This window comes from Enterococcus sp. DIV0756, assembly GCF_051710745.1.
Taxonomy (GTDB): domain Bacteria; phylum Bacillota; class Bacilli; order Lactobacillales; family Enterococcaceae; genus Enterococcus_A.
This window is the reverse complement of record NZ_JBIOLF010000001.1, coordinates 1013016-1032907: the sequence shown is the minus strand read 5'-3', so window position 1 is coordinate 1032907 and position 19892 is coordinate 1013016. Positions and strand designations below refer to the sequence as shown.

General features: G+C 40.1%; 17 protein-coding genes and 1 other annotated feature. All 17 genes read right to left on the bottom strand.

The window, feature by feature from the left end:
* Positions 1–20 precede the first annotated feature (20 nt).
* Positions 21–1112, bottom strand: coding sequence for a PTS fructose transporter subunit EIIC (locus IGI44_RS04965; protein WP_438786704.1), 1092 nt, complete (start codon positions 1110–1112; stop codon positions 21–23).
* Positions 1113–1229: 117 nt separating this feature from the next.
* Positions 1230–1541, bottom strand: coding sequence for a PTS fructose-like transporter subunit IIB (locus tag IGI44_RS04960; protein WP_438786703.1), 312 nt, complete (start codon positions 1539–1541; stop codon positions 1230–1232).
* A gap of 23 nt (positions 1542–1564) precedes the next feature.
* Entirely contained in the window at positions 1565–2026 is a 462-nt protein-coding gene (locus tag IGI44_RS04955) for a PTS sugar transporter subunit IIA (RefSeq protein WP_438786702.1), read from the bottom strand.
* A gap of 4 nt (positions 2027–2030) precedes the next feature.
* Positions 2031–3977 (bottom strand): BglG family transcription antiterminator, encoded by a 1947-nt coding sequence (locus IGI44_RS04950; RefSeq protein ID WP_438786701.1) that lies wholly within the window; start codon positions 3975–3977, stop codon positions 2031–2033.
* A 311-nt stretch (positions 3978–4288) separates the two neighbouring features.
* On the bottom strand, positions 4289–4423 hold the full coding sequence (locus tag IGI44_RS04945) for a hypothetical protein (RefSeq protein ID WP_002302374.1): 135 nt from the start codon (positions 4421–4423) through the stop codon (positions 4289–4291).
* Between the two features lie 43 nt (positions 4424–4466).
* Positions 4467–5771 (bottom strand): IS91 family transposase, encoded by a 1305-nt coding sequence (locus IGI44_RS04940; RefSeq protein WP_438785899.1) that lies wholly within the window; start codon positions 5769–5771, stop codon positions 4467–4469.
* Positions 5772–5906: 135 nt separating this feature from the next.
* Entirely contained in the window at positions 5907–8318 is a 2412-nt protein-coding gene (locus IGI44_RS04935) for a DNA translocase FtsK (protein ID WP_438786700.1), read from the bottom strand.
* 106 nt (positions 8319–8424) lie between these two features.
* The gene (locus IGI44_RS04930; protein WP_438786699.1) at positions 8425–9252 is read right to left on the bottom strand and encodes an amino acid ABC transporter substrate-binding protein; all 828 of its coding nucleotides are present in this window, start codon (positions 9250–9252) and stop codon (positions 8425–8427) included.
* A 25-nt stretch (positions 9253–9277) separates the two neighbouring features.
* Entirely contained in the window at positions 9278–9913 is a 636-nt protein-coding gene (locus IGI44_RS04925; RefSeq protein WP_438786698.1) for an amino acid ABC transporter ATP-binding protein, read from the bottom strand.
* Between the two features lie 13 nt (positions 9914–9926).
* A complete protein-coding gene (locus IGI44_RS04920) occupies positions 9927–10568 on the bottom strand; it encodes an amino acid ABC transporter permease (RefSeq protein WP_438786697.1) in 642 nt (213 codons plus the stop codon).
* Positions 10569–10768: 200 nt separating this feature from the next.
* Positions 10769–10994 (bottom strand) — a binding site (T-box leader).
* An 80-nt stretch (positions 10995–11074) separates the two neighbouring features.
* On the bottom strand, positions 11075–12166 hold the full coding sequence (locus IGI44_RS04915; RefSeq protein ID WP_438786696.1) for a DUF871 domain-containing protein: 1092 nt from the start codon (positions 12164–12166) through the stop codon (positions 11075–11077).
* A gap of 18 nt (positions 12167–12184) precedes the next feature.
* Entirely contained in the window at positions 12185–13573 is a 1389-nt protein-coding gene (locus tag IGI44_RS04910; RefSeq protein ID WP_438786695.1) for a glycoside hydrolase family 1 protein, read from the bottom strand.
* Between the two features lie 87 nt (positions 13574–13660).
* Positions 13661–14914 carry a PTS sugar transporter subunit IIC gene (locus IGI44_RS04905; RefSeq protein WP_438786694.1) on the bottom strand — a complete coding sequence of 418 codons (1254 nt, stop codon included), beginning with the start codon at positions 14912–14914 and terminating at the stop codon, positions 13661–13663.
* Positions 14915–14932: 18 nt separating this feature from the next.
* Positions 14933–16075 (bottom strand): GNAT family N-acetyltransferase, encoded by a 1143-nt coding sequence (locus IGI44_RS04900; RefSeq protein ID WP_438786693.1) that lies wholly within the window; start codon positions 16073–16075, stop codon positions 14933–14935.
* A gap of 11 nt (positions 16076–16086) precedes the next feature.
* Positions 16087–16416, bottom strand: coding sequence for a PTS lactose/cellobiose transporter subunit IIA (locus tag IGI44_RS04895; protein WP_438786692.1), 330 nt, complete (start codon positions 16414–16416; stop codon positions 16087–16089).
* Positions 16417–16440: 24 nt separating this feature from the next.
* Positions 16441–16758, bottom strand: a complete 318-nt coding sequence (locus IGI44_RS04890) for a PTS sugar transporter subunit IIB (RefSeq protein ID WP_438786691.1) — start codon at positions 16756–16758, stop codon at positions 16441–16443.
* A 120-nt stretch (positions 16759–16878) separates the two neighbouring features.
* On the bottom strand, positions 16879–19557 hold the full coding sequence (locus IGI44_RS04885) for a sigma 54-interacting transcriptional regulator (protein WP_438786690.1): 2679 nt from the start codon (positions 19555–19557) through the stop codon (positions 16879–16881).
* Positions 19558–19892 lie beyond the last annotated feature (335 nt).

Sequence of the window (19892 nt, the reverse complement as noted above, 5' to 3'; positions counted from 1 at the left end):
GAAAAATCCGGCACATTTCCTTACATAATCTCAATATCTAAATCGAAATCATCATCCTGTCCAATACTTTGCAAGTCTTCCTCAACGACTGGTTTTTTCAAAATGACCACGATACCTGCGGTGATGATCGAGCCAATCAAGGTACCCAGGATATAAACTAATGGATTCTGCGCTACCGGAGCAACAATCCATCCACCCCAGGGTGCTGGATTTCCTGCGCCTAAAACCATCGCAATAGCAGCACCAATCGCACTACCGATCATATTTGCCGGGATGCAACGAAGAGGATCAGCCGCAGCAAATGGAATCGCACCTTCTGATATTCCTACCAACCCCATTACAATCGCAGCTTTACCAGAATTTCTTTCCTCCACCGAAAATTTTTTCGGAGCAACAATCGTCGCTAAGCCCATCGCTAGTGGCGGGATACAGATTGCCGCGCCGATTCCTGCCATGATCGTCAAGGCAGTATCGCTTGGTAAGCCTGTCGCCGGATTGATCGTTCCCACCATTGCCGAACCAAAACTAAACGCTACTTTATTGATCGGTCCGCCCATATCAGAAGCGATCATCGCTCCTAAAATAAGGCCTAAGACAACCAAGTTCCCTGTTCCCATCGACTCTAACCATTTGGTTAAAGCGGTCATTAGTGAGGCGATTGGCTGACCAATCACCCAATACATCAATACGCCGACAATTAAGGTTCCAAATAAAGGAATAATAAAAATTGGGCCAAGCGAGCGTAAGCTTGAAGGCAGTTTAATTTTCTTTAAATAAAAAACGACGACGCCTGCCACGATCCCAGATAAAATTCCACCTAAAAAGCCTGCGCCAATATTGCTTGCAATCAAGCCCCCGATGATTCCTGGGGCAAGTCCTGGTCGATCCACCATTGAAAATGCGATATAACCAGATAAAATCGGTACCATCATTCCCAGTCCTGCGATCCCAATATTGGCAATATCAGCTAACCATCCTTTATCAGGTACTGACGCATTTCCTGAAAGCAAGACGCTCAGCGCTAATAAAATACCGCCTGCAACAACAAATGGAATCATATATGAAACACCCGTCATCATGTTTTTTCTAGTATCTTTTAATAGTTCAATCATTCCGGTTCCTCCTAGTTCACTTTAAAATATTCAATCTTCCAAAGAAAAATGAGCCTCTTTTCAACACCCCTACTACTCCGCCAAAGTATTACTTTTTCCCAAAACGGAAGCAACGCCCTATTTTGCTAATTTTTGTTGAATTTTTTTGACGATTGCTTCTCCTTTATTGATGCAGTCGCCAGCACTCACTCGAATAACCGGTTTTCCTTTGAAGCGTTCTTCATTTTTAATGCCGATATTATTGGTCAAGATTACCGCTTCTGCTTCTTTAATCTGTTCCGGCGTTAATTCATTCTCAATACCAATCGAACCTTGTGTCTCTACATTGATTTCGACATTGTTCTTCTTAGCTGCGACTTCTAAACTTTCTGCAGCTAAGTACGTATGCGCAACCCCTGATGGACAAGCTGTTACAGCGATTAATTTCATAATTTCTCTCTCCTCATGTTTTTTTAGGCAACGACGCCAGCTAGGCTATCGTTTAATAAGTTGACGATTTCTTGATCACTTGCGGCCTGTTGTAAAGTATCGCGAAATTCCTGATGAACTAGTTTTCTTGATAATCCCGCAATGATCTTCAAATGCTGATCTCCTTGACATTCTTCTGGTACGGCTAGTAAAAAGACCAATCCGACATTTTCCCCGTCCAAACTCTGCCAATCGACTTTGTCCGTTAAGCGACCAAATGCTACTGTTGTTTCTTTCACATAACGACTTTTCCCATGAGGAATCGCAATGCCAAATCCGATTCCGGTAGTTGTTAAATTCTCACGTTCTATTACGCTTTCGACGTAACCCGCATAGTCGTGCAAACGTCCTTCCTGATTGATTCGTTCTGCTAAGACATTGATGGCTGTCATTTTTGAATCAGCCTCTATCGCTAAATCGACTAACTTTTCATTGATGACTTGCATATTTCTACCTCCTAATAATATCGTGATAAATTTCTAGCGCTGCTTTTCCGGCAAAAAAACGACTCAGCTGTTTTTCCGATTGCACAATTTTATGAATATCCGTGATGACGCCACGAACAAGTTTTCGATCACTTTTGGCAATACACATCAATAGGACGTATTGAACTTTCCTTTGATCCCAAATAATCGGCTGCTTCAGTGTGACGATCGCAATTTTTGACTGTAAGACATTTTGCGGTGCGGCATGAGGAATCGCTATTCCTGTTGCTAGTGCGGTCTCGCCAATTGCCTCACGATCAAAAACTTCTTTACGAAACTCGGCTGTGACGATTTTTTGTTTCTCTAATTGATCAATTATCCAGTGCAGACAAGTCTGTTTGTCCGAGAAACACTTTTGGGTGTGAATAAATGCCAGATCGATTACTTCTTTCAAAAATGGGAACTCTATAATTTCAGGTTCATCCGGTTCCTCTGAATAAAATAAATTTGAGTAAAGCGAAGTAATATTGATGATATCCTCTTGTGTAACTAGCGTAGATACTTGGATAACTGGTTTATTCAGTTCCTTGAGCTTAATTGACGTAATGATCAAGTCTACGTTATCTAGATTTTTCTTATAGAGCTTGTCGACTGTGGTGACTTCTGCAATGTCCTGCGCTGGTAGAATGCGTTTAATTTTATTAAAGATCAATTCGGAAGTTCCTATACCGTTTGGACAAACAATCAAAATCTTTTTTCCGTTTTGACTTTTTTCTAGTGAAACTTGAAAATACATTGCCACCAGAGCTACTTCTTCATCATTAAATTGCACACCTAATTTTTCTTCCACATTCGCTAGCGCATACCAAGTAGCACTGAACGTAATTGCATACTGATTCCTGATTTCCTCTACTAAGGGATTTGTGATCACGATACCCATTTTCAAGCGATAGATCATGGGGATAAAATGACTCGTAAAGCGTTCCGCTAATTGATGATCCGCTAAAAAATCAACCTGCATGATCTCACTCATACTTTTTAAAATTTTATGGATCGTCACAGCATACTTTTCATAGCTTTCTGGTTCTTTTGTGGCAGGCTTCACCCCATAACCGACTAGTTGACGATTTATGTAAGAAATATCGTCTTCGTTATAATCAAGCGCCGTTTTCTTCGCAATATTGGCCAATAACTCATTCGCAATCAAATACGTATCGATCATTTTGATTTGATCAAATAGAAATTCTTTTTCTTCGATATGCTTTTGCTTGCTTAAGCGGAAACAGAATACCAACAAACGAATGAGTAACGATTTCAGATAATGAGCCGAGAAATAAAATTCTGTTTGATTCTTCATAATTTCTAACTGAGCAAATACTGCCTTAACTATTTTTGGGGGAAATACTTGAAACAAAATCTCCTGCGTTGCTTCATAAAATAAGTCCTCAGTATCGACTCCATGGGAATCCAGGTAATCTTCGCAAAAACGAAAAATACCGTTTTGAATTTCTTCTTCGCTGCCGGTAACGTTCGTTCCACGATTTGATGCGATAAGCGTGATACGATACCGCTCAATCGTTTTCTCTAAATCACTTGCAATCGAGCTTGGACTCACATGAAATTGTTGAGCAAGCTTCTGTTGGGTCACTGTTTCATCATCGATCAAAAGACGCTTAGCGATTTGCCATTGCCGCTCCTGAGTTTCAACAGTTCCTTCGGTTGCCTTGTCTTTAATTTTTTCCAAAAGCTGCATTTTGTCCGAAATGGTTCCTTGTAATTGAATCCCCACTCGCGGCTTCTTCTCTAAAATCAGTGATTCCTTTGTTAAAAAGACCTGAATCTTTTCCAAATCAGAATAAATGGTTCGACTTGATTTTCCTAATTTCTCGGAATAAAAAGCCACTGGCAAATAGTTTTCATTCTGTACAAGCAAATGGATTAATTTTTTCTGCCGTTGATTCAATCCCTTCATTTTTATTCCTCCAATTGTAAGCGCTTATCAATCTAACAAAAAGATAGCACAGGGTTTTTCTATTGTATAACACATACACGTTACACATTAATGTTGAAATTGATTCATTTATGCCTTTCTCTGCAAGATAAAAGACATTGATTTCACGAAAAAGCTGTAGTATCAAGCTTCTTTCTTGAATAGAGAATAGTTGAAAGGATCAACGAGAAAAATCAAACAGGTGAAATTCAATTTTATTCTGCACATATGTGCATATAAGAAAACCTCAGGAGAAAACCGCTCCTGAGGACTTTTTGTTTAGATGAATCATTTTATTGTCGATCACTGATTCTAAATTCGTATCCAAGTACGTTCTTATAATATTCTGGATACATCTCTCCACCGCATTTTTCGCAATCAAATTGCGGAGCGTTCTCAGGATCAAATGCAACATCTCCTGCATCCAAAAATTGAACCACTTCCTTTGGAATTTTTTCCTTTATCCCACATTCAAGACAAATGTAATGAACCACTCCATTGGAATCGAAGGCTTTTAAAAGCTGCTTCTTTTTCTTTTTCATACTTACGTTTCGATGCTTCTTCCCCAATTTTTTTATTCTCCTCTCGCATGAATCGTTCCGATTCTTTATTCTTCGCATATTTCACTACAAGTCGTCCATTTTTAGACACACTAACTCCACTAAATTCATAATATTCGCCACATCTAGTACATTCCAATGGATTTACTCCGAATTCTTCGGCTATTCGTTCACACCATGATTTTGGTTTAAGTGCTTTCTTCACATTCACAAGCATTCGTTGAATCTCTTTCTGGTAATTACTTACTACTTTTTTCATGATTGTCTTGATCCGCCGACTATAAATGCCGTATCTACGAATTGTTTTGAACTGGTTCTCTGGAATATGACGAATCAGTGCACCAATAAATTCCTCTGCCGACATCGTCTTTATCTTATCCGTGTTAGTTCGTTTATCGTGATACTGAAACATCACTATTTTCCCATCGTACAAAAGGATACGATTTAAAGCAATGGGACCACGTTTCATATAACGACTGATATATTCTAATATTTTTTTGAGAGAAGTTCGGCTCCTTTTGGGTGCATGCACGTAAAAGCCCTCTGCATTTTTCGTGTACGCCGCTTGTAAAAGCGGCTGGACTCGTGCCTTATCCCATTGGGATAAGGTTCTTCGAATAAGCTTTAGGACCGCATTCTGCCAATATTTCCTCAACATTGCGAACGGAAAATAGTCATAGTCCTTCCATTTTCCATCCTTCGTCAGTCCACCCATGGTGACGACTAAATGAACATGCGGATTGTATTCTAGCTGAGAACCGAAGGTGTGGAGTGTTGCCACAACCCCAGCTTGTATATGGTGTTTTCTAAAAAAATCTAATAGTATCCGTGCAGCTTCGTCCATTAATCCTTTTAAAAGCTCCCTACGATACTTCTCCTTCAGAAAAATCTCACGTAAACCTTCATCGATCGTGAAGATGACGTGCCGATGTGTCACTGTAAACAGATCATTCGCCGCAACCTCTGCCCACCGTTGACTTTCCCCTGTTGCACAAGTTGGACAAAATTTCCCTTTACAGCGAAAAGCAACTTTCTTTACATCATGGCATCCTTCACAGACAAATAGGCGGTAACCTTTTTTAAGGTCGCCACAATCGCGAAACTTCTTCACTTCTCTTTTCACAACGGATCGAATCCTTCTCGTGTACCTTTGATTGAACTTCTCCCAGTTCTGATATTCATCAAAGAAAATGGCGTGTAAAATATTGGGTTTCATGTCTCTAGTTTAATAGGAAAAAGACCAGATGAAAAGCGGTCAAAAGATTGATGTATCAATCCTTTGACCGCTTAAAATGTTATACTCCCTTTAATGTTAAAAAAGCTTTGCCAAAATTACTTGGCAAAGCTTTCTCTATTCATCTAAAGGATTTTCCGGTTCCTCTTCTGCTTTTTGTAAGAGGACCTCTCGTGGTTTACTACCAGTTGATGGACCGATAACTCCACGTTCTTCTAGTTCATCTACAATACGAGCCGCTCGATTATACCCGATACGGAAACGTCGTTGCAGCAGAGAAATGCTGGCTGTCTGCATTTCGACTACTAAGGCTTTGGCTTCTTCGTATAAATCGTCCTGCGGTGTATCTGAAGGTGAAGAAGAGGTTTCTTCTGTTGGCATCATTTTTTCTTCGTAATGGGCCTCCTGCTGATCAGAAACGAACTCTACTACTCGTTCTACTTCGTGATCTGAGATGAAAGCTCCTTGGACACGGATCGGTTTATTTTCCCCCATTGGGAGGAATAGCATGTCTCCGCGACCGAGAAGTTTTTCAGCTCCGTTGCTATCAATAATCGTCCGTGAGTCTGTACCACTAGATACAGCAAAGGCGATTCGTGATGGCACATTGGCTTTGATGATCCCGGTAATAACGTCAACACTTGGACGTTGAGTGGCAAGAATCATATGGATACCAGCCGCACGTGCCATTTGGGCTAAGCGAGTAATCGCATCTTCAACTTCATTACTAGCTACCATCATTAAGTCAGCCAATTCATCCACGATAACCACAATAAATGGCAAGATAGGGCGATTTTGTCCGTCTTCTAAATTTTTCTGAATGACTAATTCATTGAAGCCGGAAATATTCCGTACACCCGTTGCCGCAAATTTTTCGTAACGCTCTTCCATTTCCTGAACAACCTTTTGCAATGCTTGTGCTGCTTTTCGCGGGTTGGTAACCACAGGTGTCAGTAAATGTGGAATGCCATTATAGACGTTCAACTCCACCATTTTCGGGTCGATCATCATTAATTTGACTTCATTGGGTTTTGCCCGCATCAGGATACTGGTGATGATCCCATTGATAGAAACGGACTTCCCACTACCAGTTGAACCGGCAACTAGCAAGTGAGGCATTTTTGATAAATCAGCGGTTTGAACCATTCCTGAAATGTCTCGACCTAATGGAACTTCCAATAATTTGTCCGGATGGTTAGGCTGTGCCTCAATGATGTCACGGAAGGAAACCATACTGATGGTGCTGTTTGGTACTTCGATCCCAATCAATGATTTACCAGGAATCGGTGCTTCCATCCGCACATCCTTGGCAGCCAATGCTAAAGCAATATCATCTGTTAAATTGACAATCTTACTTACTTTAACACCAACAGCAGGCTGGACTTCAAATTTCGTCACGGATGGACCTAAGCTGGCTTTGACAACTTTTGCATCCACACCAAAGCTGTTGAAGGTTTTTTCCAGCACCTTGATATTTTGTTCGATTTTTTTGTATTCATCGCTTTGATCAGCTGCTGGTATCGAATCCAATAAAGTTGAAGGTGGCAATTGATAATCATGATCCTCTGGTTCGGCATTAATTTCAAATTCCAAATCCCCAGGATCATCAATTTCCTCTTCATCAAACTCTGTTTTCTTAGGAGAAATTGGCGCCGTCGCTGCTGTCAATGGTTCTAAATTCTCTTGGAAGCCTTCGATTGGCACCAGAGTCATTTGCTCCGGTTCTTTCTCTATATGCTCTTGGCTTTCTTTTGCCAGCTGTTCTCCTGGTGTTAACGAACGCACTTTATTTTTTTCACGCTCTGCCAGTTCAGCTTCCATCTTCGCTTTTTCAGCCGCTTGTTTTTCTGCTTTTGCTTGTGCTCTTTGTGCTTGACGTTCTTCTTTCTTGGCAGCTTTTAGTGCTTTTTTCTCATCAGATTCAGAAAACTTCTCACGCATTCTATCAACAACATGCCCTAAGTAATCTGTCACTTGATTGAATTCCAACTGACTGAACAAAAACACTCCAAGAGTCAATAAAAGTATGGCAATCAAATAGCTGCCCACTTGAGACACTAAAAAGTGGGTCAAATTATAGAGTGCCGCTCCGAGCATTCCGCCGCCGACATTTTGACTAATTTGGTTACCTAAAAAGTCGATCATCAAAAGATCCCAAGTGGTTTTCAATATATTAGGATCTTGGCTCTCCACTTTCATAAATAATCGAGCGTGGAGAATTAATAAAATTCCTAAGTAAAAGACACCAATGCCGATCCAACGACGCGGTTTGGTTATCCGCAACTTCGTATTTTTCGCTACAAGTAGCGCGCCATAACCACCTAACAGCAATGCTAAGAATTGGTAAGTATTGCCGCCAATCATTCGCAAAACGTTCGCAATTAAATTCCCCAAGAAGCCTAACTTAAATATGGCGAAGACGGTGAATAAAATAAATAAAAGCCCAAGCCCGATTATCAGGCGCTGTTCTTGTAGTTGTTTTTGCTTTTTCGTTTTTCTTTTTTTCTTTGTACGCTTTTTTTGCGCCATGTTATCCCTCTTTCCATTCTGTACCATTATACAAAAAAAAGAAGGCGAACAAAAGTTTTGCTCGCCTTTTCTTTTTGGTTAATTAAAATTTAAGGGGACGTTCTGATTACTCTTTTGGTAAAGACCATTCTTCACCAAACCACTTCTTAGAGATTTCAGCATATTTACCGTTATCTTGCAATTCTTTGAAGGCACTGTTGATTTTGCTTACTAATTCCTTATCACCTTTACGTGCGCCAACTGCAAAGTTCTCATTCTTGAAGCCAACGCTGAAGATGTTGTAATCATCTAGTTTATTCGCCTTCTTCAAATAATAATCCGCATATACCTTATCAATCAACACACCATCAATCCGACCGTTCTCCAAATCAATCATCGCTTCATTGAAGCTGGCGTACAAAGTGGCATCGTTCTCCTTAACAATGTCCTTCAAGGTTTTTGTCTCATTGTTAAAGGCTTCATAGCCAGAAGAACCTTCTTGAGCACCTAAGACTTTATCCTTCATATCTGCTGCTTTACTGATCCCGCTGTCTTTTTTCGTAACCAAGACTTGTTCATTTTGCGCGTAAGGATCAGAGAACAATACTTTCTTTTCCCGCGATTTTGTCACCGTATACCCGTTCCAAATCAAGTCAATTGTACCGTTGTCCAATTCATTTTCTTTCATGGACCAATCAATTGGTTGAAAATCCGCTTTGATATCATATTGTTTAAAGACTGCTTTCGCTAAATCAATATCAAAACCAACGATCTTTCCATCTTCATCCTTGAAGCCCATTGGCACAAAGGTATCATCTAAACCGATCGTGATTTTTTTATCCTTCTCAATGGTTTTCCAGCTGTCGTCACCGCTGGCTTCTTTCTTTCCACAAGCAGTTAATGTTACTAGTGTTAAAACAGCTACCATTCCCAAAACAAATTTTTTCAATTTCATACTTACTCCTCCAATGTTTTTTTATTTATTTGATAGGTTCTACCTTCAATACCTTGTCGCCAATTTGTTCCGCGAAATCCAAATCATGAGTAACAACAATCTGAGTCACACCATCCGCTTTTAAACCTAAGATCAAACTCGCTACTTGCTGACGTAATGCAGGATCTAATGCACTAGTTGGTTCATCATATGCCAGTACCTTCGGATTCATCGCCATCGCCCGGGCAATCGCCAAACGTTGCTTTTGTCCACCAGATAATTGGTAAGGATAATTATTTAATAACTCTTCGATATCCAATAATTTCGCCAAATGATTGGCTTTATCGGTATACGTATCTTTGTCCTGTTTTAAAACTAATCGAGGACCGATCGTGATATTGTCCAGTACACTTAAATGCGGAAATAATTGGAAATCTTGGAAAACCACGCCAACGACCTGCTCTTGTTGCTTCGAAGAGGTTGGATCAAAAGGGTTACCATCTAGTAAAAATGTCCCGCTATCCGCTGTTTCTAATCCAGCTAAGGTTCTCAATAGCGTTGTCTTCCCTCCCCCAGATGGCCCAACGATTGCCAAAATTTGTCCATCAGGAATAACTAAATCCAAATTATTGATTACCTTTTTACTGCCGAAGGATTTGTTTACATTTTTTAATTCAATCATTTTTTCCACCTGCCTAACGATAATAATTCAAACGATTTTCTAGTTGTTTCAAGATAACTGACGTAACTCCTGTCAGCGCTAAATAAATGATCGCTACTCCAAATAATGGAAGTAAGGTTGTGTCACGCTCCATCGCAATTTTCCCGGCGCGCATCACGTCTGATAGGCCTAGAATATACACAAGTGACGTATCCTTAACCAGATTGATCACTTCATTCCCTACAGAAGGTAAAACAATTTTTACGACCTGCGGAATAATGATTCGGGTAATCGTTTGAATCGGTGTTAAGCCAATCACTTTTGAAGCTTCATATTGTCCAACAGGAATTGATTGAATCCCGCCACGGAAAATTTCAGCGTAATAAGCAGCATAGTTCAATACAAAAGCAAACAACGCTGCATCAAAACGATCAAAAATGATTCCAACTAACGGCAATCCATAAAAGACAAAAATCAATTGTAATAGCAATGGCGTGCCTCGCATGATCCAAACATAAAAACGCAAAATCCATTGTAGTGGTTTAAACTTGCTCGCTAACCCGAAGGATAATAAAATCCCCAGCGGCAATGAGCCCAATATCGTAAAAGCAAATAATTTCAGTGTTGTCGTTGCCCCTTGTAATAATTGCGGCATGACGTCGATCAAATAGTTCATCCCAATATCCCTCCATTTTTTCGAAAGTTACACGGCCTTTCGAATCTTTCTCAAAAAACAACTAACGCCCCCTGGTATCTCTACCAGAGGGCGTTAAATACGCGGTTCCACCTCATCTTTGTTCTTTTTTCGCAAAAAGAACCTCTACGGGTCAGCCGTTCCAGCAGGTGAAAATAAAAAAAGTCCTTTAGTCGCTAGGACTAAAGGACGTAATTACGTGGTTCCACCTTTTTTCATCGCCGTCTCACAACAAGCGATCTCAACTGGTCAATCTGACCTCTGCTATAACGGGCGCTCCCGGATCAGCCTACTAGATTCAACTGATCGACTCAAAGATGTGGTTCACAAAACATTGCTGTCTCTTCTCACCTACCAGAGACTCTCTGAGAACAAATGAACTGCTACTCTTCTTTTCATTGTCGTTTGATTAAGTTGAGTCATACTTTACACGCCTTTTCAGGGTTTGTCAATAACGAACCTTCATCTTTTTTTCATCCGTCTCAAATTTAGTTTTTAGGAACAAACTGAAACTTCGCCCAAGGCTTCAAGAAATCCAGCATAATCAGTTCTTCTTGCGGAATCCTGCCGACTAAATTTTTTCGTGAATCGCTATGAGGTTCTAGGACGATTTGCAATTCATTTTTGTATTTGCCGAATTCATCATTACCAACTACGACATCACCCACCAGAAATTCTTGAGTATTATCATGAACTGGATTTGCGACATCTGCGTATTTCACCCGAACCATTGTTGAACGAACAGCGGTAGAAGTAATATCGCCACGACGGAAATGCTTCGGATCAGCGACGATCTTACGCTCGATCTCCGTTGCTTCTGGTACAAATTCGATTCCTAAGCTAACTTTGTAACGATCCACTGCGGCTACTTTTTCTAGTTCCTCATCAGAAGCGTAGGCATTTCCGATAATCACGGTATCAATCAGCCCTGTCGCGAACATATGACGCGCCTGCAAGTCAATTGGTAAATGGCGATGCATCTCCAAAGTTGGCAACCCATCATTCACATCCCACGGACCATATTCTGCATCATGACTGGTAACGAACGCCGCTGTCTTGATCCCATGACCCTTGAAGCGCTCACTACAACTAATGAAGAAATCATATGGCAATGCCGAACCCTCTTGTGGATAAAAATTGTGACAGCCATAAATAAATGGTTCATTGGCTTCATAAGACAAAATATTATCAAGATAAGCCACATTGTTACTCATGTTCAATTCGATCGCCAAGCCTTCAGGATTGAAGCTCAGCATCGCTTCTTTGTTGCCATCAAAGCCTTCGTCTAAACGAATTCCTTCAGCACCAAGCTCCGCGAAGAAGCTTAAATCATCGTAAGAAATGCCTAAATCATCGAAAATTGATGGGGCAATATCCAAGACTGTTTCAAAGCCAAGATCCTTCGCGTAATGAATAATGCTGCCGAATTTTTCGCTAACCTTTTCTTTGCCTTCAGTTACTTCCAGCATGCTCATAAAAATCCGCGTATAACCAAGCTCCGCTGCTTTCTTGATGTAATCACGATCTGCCTGCGGATTGCTATGATCGGGATAGACTGAAATACCTAGTTCACGTTTCACTAATTTTTTCCTCCTTGGTTAATCTTCTAAACCATTTCTTTCGGTTACTTCTTTGAACCAATAACCGGATTTCTTAACCGTTTTGATTTGTGTATGAATATTGTTTGAAATGAAACCATAGCGGTTCTTGTATGAGTTTAACCAAGACCAGCAATCAATTGGTGTCCACATATGGTACCCAAAACAATTAGATCCTTCTTCGATTCCCTTGTGTAGCCATTCCAAATGTTCCTGAACAAAATCAATCCGATAATCATCTTCGATCATGCCATCAGCATTTTTGAAGCGCTCCTCGTTTGAAACACCCATACCATTTTCAGATACATACCACGGAATGTTTTTGTAATTTTCTTTGATGTTCACTGCGATATCATAAAGCGCTTTTGGATATATTTCCCATCCGCGATCTAGGTTCACACGGCGGCCTGGCATATCGTAGGCATCATAATAACGGTCTGGCATCCATTCACCCACCGAATTTGGCGCCACATCAGGAGCCTTCACACGATTTGGATGATAGAAGTTCACTCCCAAGAAATCGACTGTATTGTTTTTCAAGATTTCTTTTTCTTCTTCAGTAGTTTCCCATAGAACTTTATCGTTTATTAATAGCTCTTCCAATTCAGCTGGAAAATGTCCGTAAATCGCTGGTTCTAAGAACATTTTGTTATTCCACAGTTCAGCGATCCGCGCTGCTTCTTGATCTTCTGGTGCGTCAGAGGCTGCATACGTAGGTGTAAGATTTAAAATAGTGCCAATTTGTGCACCTTCGATCTTCAATTTACGAAATGCTTGAATAGCTTTAGCAGAGGCCAAATTTAAATTATAGGCAACCTGCACGGCCTTTTTCCCATTAACGATATTTGGATAATGGAATTGGAATAAGTATTCACCCTCCACTACCACCATTGGTTCATTATGAGTCGTCCAGAATTTTACCCGATCGCCAAACAATTCAAAACATTTTTCTGCAAAACCAACATATAGATCGACCACTTTTTTCGATTCCCAGCCACCATATTTATCAAATAATTCTACTGGTAAATCAAAATGGTGCAGATTCATGACCGGAGTCATTCCTTCAGCGATCATCGCATCAATCACATTGTTGTAAAAATCTACAGCATCTTGATTGACTGTATTCGTTTCTAAATCATCAATCAGGCGACTCCATTGGATACTTGTCCGTAAACTATTCATCCCGATAGAACGCATTATTTGAATATCTTCTTTGTAGCTGTTATAAAAGTTGGATGCAACGTCTGGTCCAACATGATTGTGGAATTTTTCAGGTTCAATTTCGAAATGATAATCGAAGACATTGGCATGTTTTTTGTTAAAGCGTCCTTCACTTTGTGGGCCAGATGTTGCAGCACCCCACCAGAAATTCTTTGGGAAAGTTTTCATTGTAGATCTACCTCATTCTAAAAATTAGTTGTTTTGCAATAGTAAAAGGGGTGGAATCCAGTGATCCGCACCCCCTTAGTTCAATAATTATGCTTCTGCTACTTTTTTAAGCTCTTGTCTTGTTGCTAATGATACAAATGGTACGTACATCACAATTGAGATTACTAAGTTAACAGCCGCCAAGATTGCACCTGAGAAGCTTTGAGTTGCTAAGAATCCGCCAATGATTGGTGGTGTTACCCATGGTGGCATAACTGTTGCTGCTGGCACCCAACCAAAGCTTGTCGCAAAGTACGCTGTTGTCACACAAACCATTGGAGTCAGAATGAATGGAATAAACATAATTGGGTTCAATACCAATGGTAGACCGAACATCAATGGTTCATTAATGTTGAAGATACCAGGAGCAGCCGCCAAGTTGTTTACTACCATGAATGGTTTATTCTTACGTCCAACTAGATAGATAGCAATGATTAGACCAATTGTTACCCCAGTACCACCCATGTTTACAAATGAATCAATGAATGGTTTATTAACGATATAAGGTGCTGCTTTTCCTGCTGAAAGAGCTGCGTTGTTTGCTTCAATTGCAGGTGCATTGATTGCTTGCATGAATGGGTCAATCATATTGGCACCGTGTAAACCGAAGAACCATAAGAATGGTGTAATGAAGGCAATCAATAATGCAGAGCCGTAAGAGTTAGCTAAGCCCATGAATGGTTCTTGTACAGCTCCGTAAAAGGCTGCAAACATATCTTCGATACCAAATCCGGCAATAATTGCTGCAATCAAACCAAAGATAGAAACAGTGATCATTGCTGGGAATAGTGATGCGAATGAACGTGCAACTGCTGGCGGCACGCCCTCAGGCATTTTAACAACTAATTTTTCATTACCAACTAGACGAGTGAAAATTTCTGCTACTACGATACCAACGATTAACGCTACGAATAAACCAGAAGAGTTCATTCCGCTAGTTGCTGCTCCTAAAGTGAAGAAAGAAGCAACAGATACAACACCAGTACCAACTGGGTCTTTACCATAGTGATGTGCTAAGTTATAGGCAACTAAGAAAGCGATGAAAACTGAAAGAACACCAAATGTACCGTTCCAGACTGCTCCACCGAAACCTTTCCAAGCTTCACCACCAAAAATACCATTCATAAAGTTTTGGAAGCCTGGGATTGGTAAGTTATTTAACATTACCGCTAACGCCCCTAAAATCATTAACGGCATCGTTACTGTAAAGGCATCCCGAATTGCAATCAAATGACGTTGGTTACCGATTTTTGATGCATGCGGGATAAAGTGTTTCTCCATAAAATTAATAAATCCATCCATTATTGTGTTCCCCCTATTTTAAAAATAATCGTAAAAACTTTGTTTCCCTTTTTGAAATATTTCCTCAGTGAACTGCTTATTTGCAGTAAACTTACCAAGGAAAAGTCCTTCTGCTAAAGTCAATTCTCCTAGTAGTAATTCGCTCCACCCATGAATGGACGCTTTGATGTCGCCTGCTTCTTGTACTTTTTGACAAGTCCCCTGACTAACTAGCCAGCTACCAACATTCCAAGGACATTCCTTATCTTCAGTTACTTCTAAAATAATTTCTTTTTGATTTATTGGAAGTTTCGGTAATAATTGCTTAATGTCGATAATTCGGCTCATCATATAAGGTTCTAAAGTAATCGTCAGTTGCTCTTGTTCACGAAAACATTTTTCTATAAGTTCCTGAACAGGTGCGTAATAAAGAAATTCTTCAAATGATGAGACATGGGATTTTAAGTACGTTAATAATTTTCGCAATGCGAGTTCGTTTTCATAAGCAAGCTCGTCGACTACTAGTGTACTGCCTTGCATTCGATAAATAATGTAGCCCTTCGCTTCACCAGCTTCGTCATAAACAACGGCGTAAAATCGGTGTGGATAATACTGATTTAGTCGTTCCCACCACCAGTCTTCACGTACAACTGTTCCGACTTGTTGTTGCAGTAATAAGCGCTGATAAACCGATAGGATCACCTGCTTCATCTGCTGCCAGGTTCCGCGTTTGACATTCCCCCTTCGTTCACTTGGCAAATAATTAAAGGCCAGTGCTGGAATACGATAGATTTTTCTACGGCTCGTCGGTTCATACCCAAACTGGCGATAAAACCCTTCCGAAAAAGGAGCGAGTTGGGAAACTGCGACACCTTGTTCATAAAGATCCGTCAAAAGTTCAGGCATGATGTTGCTAACGCCCCCTTGACCTCGATATTCTGGGTAGCTGCCGACATAACCAACACCAGCCATTTTCACTCTTTCTTGAAAAAGCTGAATCTCAAAATGATTCGCCATGACTAAACTTGTTAATTCACCGTCATGATACATACCATAACTATCCGCATGCTCATAGCGCGACAAGAAAAGCGGATCATCAATGATTGTTTCCTGCTTTCTAAAAGCGTATTCAATTAAACCTGTGATCGCTTTCAACGATTCATGATCACGAGCTAATTTCACGGGATCACTTCCTATTCGTTCCCCAAACGTTTATAAAGATCAACGACTTCTTTTGCCATGTCGTTAAACGTAATACTAGTCATTAAATGGTCTTGACTATGAACAGCTAAAAGTGTCACGGTCATTGGATTGCCACTAGCTTCTTCTGTTAACAGCCCTGTTTGAGAATGATGTGCTTCTACTAAGGCTTGATCGGCTGCCTCAAGTTTTTCTTGCGCCAAATCAAAATTGCCATCTTTCGCTGCTTGAATCGCTTCCATCGCATCGCTTTTTGCGTTGCCGGCATTAATGATCAGCCCCATTACTGCTTCTAATTGTTCTTGACTCATCGTATCGCTCATTTGCTTAGCTCCCCTTTTACTCTCTTAATCCATTAATTTTAAAGCTGTTCCTAGAACTGCTTCGCCGTTCATCATGCCGTAATCTTTCATATCAATAACGTCAACTGGAATACCTTTGTCCGCTAATTTTGTTTCGAATTGGCTCTTCATGAAACGAACTTGTGGGCCTAATAGTAAAACGTCGACTGGTTTGCTGGCATCTTCTAGTTTTGCATCCGCTTCCGAAGCTGATACTGCAAAGATATCTGATTCTAATCCTTGAGCTTCTGCTGCTTTTTCCATTTTTGTTACTAATAAACTAGTGCTCATTCCTGCTGCACAAACTAACATAATTCTTTTCATAAGTGACACTCCCTAATTTTTTTATTGTACACTTTATATAAAGCAATTCGCGTGCCAACTTTTCTAGCGCACACAAGCTGCTGTGATAAGGTTTTCATCTTACACACAAAAAAACTAAGATTACACACTGTGCAATCCTAGTTCAATTCGATTATCTTCAAGCGTTTTAACGATGTAAGCGATGTCGTCTTCTGTAAAGCGAACACCGAATTGTTTTTCAATCAATGATAGGTTAGCAGCCGTTTGATTAAACCGCAAACGATGCTGCTGATGAAAATATTTTACATTCTCAAATACCGGACGTTCTTCGCCTTTTTTGATTTTATCAACTAAAAAGGCAATATGGACACTTAAAGCCTGCATCGCTGTGTTCTCAATAATCAACTCCTGATCTTTGCGGATCAGCTGCAATACATCATCGATTAACAAGAACAAGGTTTTGACATCTAGCTCTGGCGAAAAGTTCTTGGTTAATGAATCGACCATTTCTGGTAAGGTGATCGTACTACCTAATAAATCTTGAAATTCCAAGATCTTATCGCGTTTGAAGAGATTCATTGCTGGAATAAATGGGATCTTTTGATAATGAATCTCCATCGTTCCAACGATCGCTACGATATCTTTATGTGTAATCAACTGATCGATCCGATGCTTGAAACTCTCGCGTTCCAAGGATTGCATCTGAATAACCTCAAATTCCTCCAAATTAACGATTTGCGAAACGACTTCATTCAGCCGCTTAGAGACCCCTTCACCAGTGAAACATGCGACAATGATCACTTTCTTCTCGTCTTTTTGAGTAGGCTCTTCCAAACGAACCATCGTCTGGAACATCGAAATGACACTAGTATAAATTTCTTCTAATGAGCGACCCAGTGTGGCTAAACGCAGACTTTCCAGTACCAGCATGGTACTTGCCATGGAAATTACCCGTGTGCGAATGCCCATTTCATGGAAGATCAGATTTCCGAAGTTATTCGGCGACCCCATATCCGTCAGTAAAATGATTCCCTCTGAAAATTCTTCTTGTTTGCCTTGAATGTAATTTTTGATCTGACCATACATAGCTTCTGTACGTAAAGTCAATGGCATATTGAAGGCGATGCCGTTGGTGGTACCTAAAAGTTCCTGTACTGTCTCTAACATACTGGAAGCCGTTGACTTTCCATGCATGACGACTAGTACCGCCACCTGACGTTCATCCACTTTCTGTGCCTCTTGATTATCCATTGTCAAGAACATCGTGATAAAACCAATCTCATCCAATGGAATCATAATATTGTAGGCTTCTTCGATCCGATTAGAAATTTCGATGGCTAATTGAAATTCCTTTGAATAATTGCGACGAATATCATTCAAATTCGGATGGGAAATAAATTGATTGCCGCGAATTCGTTCGATCGTTGAGTTGATATGCAGTGCAAAAGCAAAACGTACCTTCTCATCATATTCTCGACTCATCTGTACTGAGGCAAAATCATAAAGCTCATTCACCAGCTTCCAAAGATCATCCGAAATAATTTCCCGATAGGCATTGCTATGAGATAGTTCTTCTACATAAGTTTCAAAATATTGATCAACATCATCGGAAATCAATTCTTCCAAATCTATCTCTGATAAATTCTCTCGACCAAGTTTTTCTAATTTATAGGTAATTGAATGATAAACCTCCATGTCTTTATTGGGATCTTGGCCCCAGACAACTTCTTCTGTGCCTGGCTTCAAAGTCAAATAAAGGTTTCGTTTATCCATGAATGGCATCAACTTATCTTGAACTTCATTCATGCGCAGCAAGCCTTTTTGTACAACTAACGGCAGATCCTCTTCTACAATCATCAATTTTTCTGATTCGCTATTGGTTTGATGATGCAGGAAGGCTTTGGCACAGACCAATTTTAAGTCGCGTTTTAACTGACCGATATTTCCTTCAGCATTATATAGAAGAAACGCTAATAAACTACGCTTATCAATTGCAATCTCCTGCATCAGACGATTGGCTTCTTGTTGAAGAAATTCTTTGATAATCGCAAGTCGTTCATCCAAGGAACGCTCTGCTAAAGAAGGTAGCTCGATTTGCATCGGAATACGGCGATTGAACGTTGATAGGAACATTGAACTGGTCTCTGTTGTTGCCCCGATGATTTGCACTGAAGCCTGTTTTTCCTCCCCATCACCTAAAGAACGAAATGTGCCTTTATCAATGAAGGTAAACAGCATTTCTTGTCCTTCCGGCGGCAGCCGATGGATTTCATCGAGAAATAAAATACCGCCATCCGCTTGCTCCATTAATCCGATACGGGTCTCCTCAGCACCCGTGAAAGCCCCGCGTTTCACACCAAAGATATGACCGTAAAGTAGCTGCGGATTTTGAGCGTAATCTGCACAGTTAAAGGTAATGAAGGGTGCGTTCTCATCTAAAACTTTTGCTGAAACTGCAAAGCGATACATACATTCCGCAAACATTGTCTTCCCAGTTCCAGTCTCACCAAAAATAATCGTATGTAACCCACGTGGCGGGTATAAAATAGCCGCCTTTGATTTTTGAATCTGACTCTTCAAGGAATCTTCGCGACCGATTAAATTATCAAAATTAATATGTTTCTCAGTGGATACTGTGGCAATTTGGAATTTCACTGGGCGACCGTCAATTTTTTTAACCGTTCCGTCTTTCGTTAATTCATTTAAATAGCGACTGACATTTGTCCGGTCAACCCCCAGTTGATCCGCTAACTCTTGGGCTGTCTGTTCGTTAGGATTTGCTCTTAATGCTTCTAATACTTCATCTTTTCTTGATTTCAAAAAAAATCCCTCCCGAAAGTGGTATAAACCATTTATATTGTAACCCTTTTCTTTTTGAATATCTACTAAATCTCTTTGAATAGTGTCAACTTCATTTAATAAGAGATAAACTATTTTTCTAATTGCTTAGAGACTATTTTTTGGACAAGCATTTCATTATTTCTGGATAACTCCTTTACACTCGCTTCTCATTAGCCATCAGTAAATTACAAAAATAATATTTTATTAAAAATTATAAATAGTCACTTTATTATAATGTAGACAAATTCTTTAATCAACAACGGTCATTTTGATTAGAGGACAAATTTTTCACCTTTAAACAAGAAAAAAGCATC

What these genes read in the sequence shown, in the direction of transcription:
- IGI44_RS04910 (WP_438786695.1), bottom strand. Translation starts at nt 13,573, where the DNA reads ATGAAAACTTTCCCAAAGAATTTCTGGTGGGGTGCTGCAACATCTGGC.
- IGI44_RS04935 (WP_438786700.1), bottom strand. Translation starts at nt 8,318, where the DNA reads ATGGCGCAAAAAAAGCGTACAAAGAAAAAAAGAAAAACGAAAAAGCAA.
- IGI44_RS04930 (WP_438786699.1), bottom strand. Translation starts at nt 9,252, where the DNA reads ATGAAATTGAAAAAATTTGTTTTGGGAATGGTAGCTGTTTTAACACTA.
- IGI44_RS04960 (WP_438786703.1), bottom strand. Translation starts at nt 1,541, where the DNA reads ATGAAATTAATCGCTGTAACAGCTTGTCCATCAGGGGTTGCGCATACG.
- IGI44_RS04905 (WP_438786694.1), bottom strand. Translation starts at nt 14,914, where the DNA reads ATGGATGGATTTATTAATTTTATGGAGAAACACTTTATCCCGCATGCA.
- IGI44_RS04925 (WP_438786698.1), bottom strand. Translation starts at nt 9,913, where the DNA reads ATGATTGAATTAAAAAATGTAAACAAATCCTTCGGCAGTAAAAAGGTA.
- IGI44_RS04890 (WP_438786691.1), bottom strand. Translation starts at nt 16,758, where the DNA reads ATGAAAAGAATTATGTTAGTTTGTGCAGCAGGAATGAGCACTAGTTTA.
- IGI44_RS04940 (WP_438785899.1), bottom strand. Translation starts at nt 5,771, where the DNA reads ATGAAACCCAATATTTTACACGCCATTTTCTTTGATGAATATCAGAAC.
- IGI44_RS04965 (WP_438786704.1), bottom strand. Translation starts at nt 1,112, where the DNA reads ATGATTGAACTATTAAAAGATACTAGAAAAAACATGATGACGGGTGTT.
- IGI44_RS04950 (WP_438786701.1), bottom strand. Translation starts at nt 3,977, where the DNA reads ATGAAGGGATTGAATCAACGGCAGAAAAAATTAATCCATTTGCTTGTA.
- IGI44_RS04920 (WP_438786697.1), bottom strand. Translation starts at nt 10,568, where the DNA reads ATGAACTATTTGATCGACGTCATGCCGCAATTATTACAAGGGGCAACG.
- IGI44_RS04895 (WP_438786692.1), bottom strand. Translation starts at nt 16,416, where the DNA reads ATGAGCGATACGATGAGTCAAGAACAATTAGAAGCAGTAATGGGGCTG.
- IGI44_RS04955 (WP_438786702.1), bottom strand. Translation starts at nt 2,026, where the DNA reads ATGCAAGTCATCAATGAAAAGTTAGTCGATTTAGCGATAGAGGCTGAT.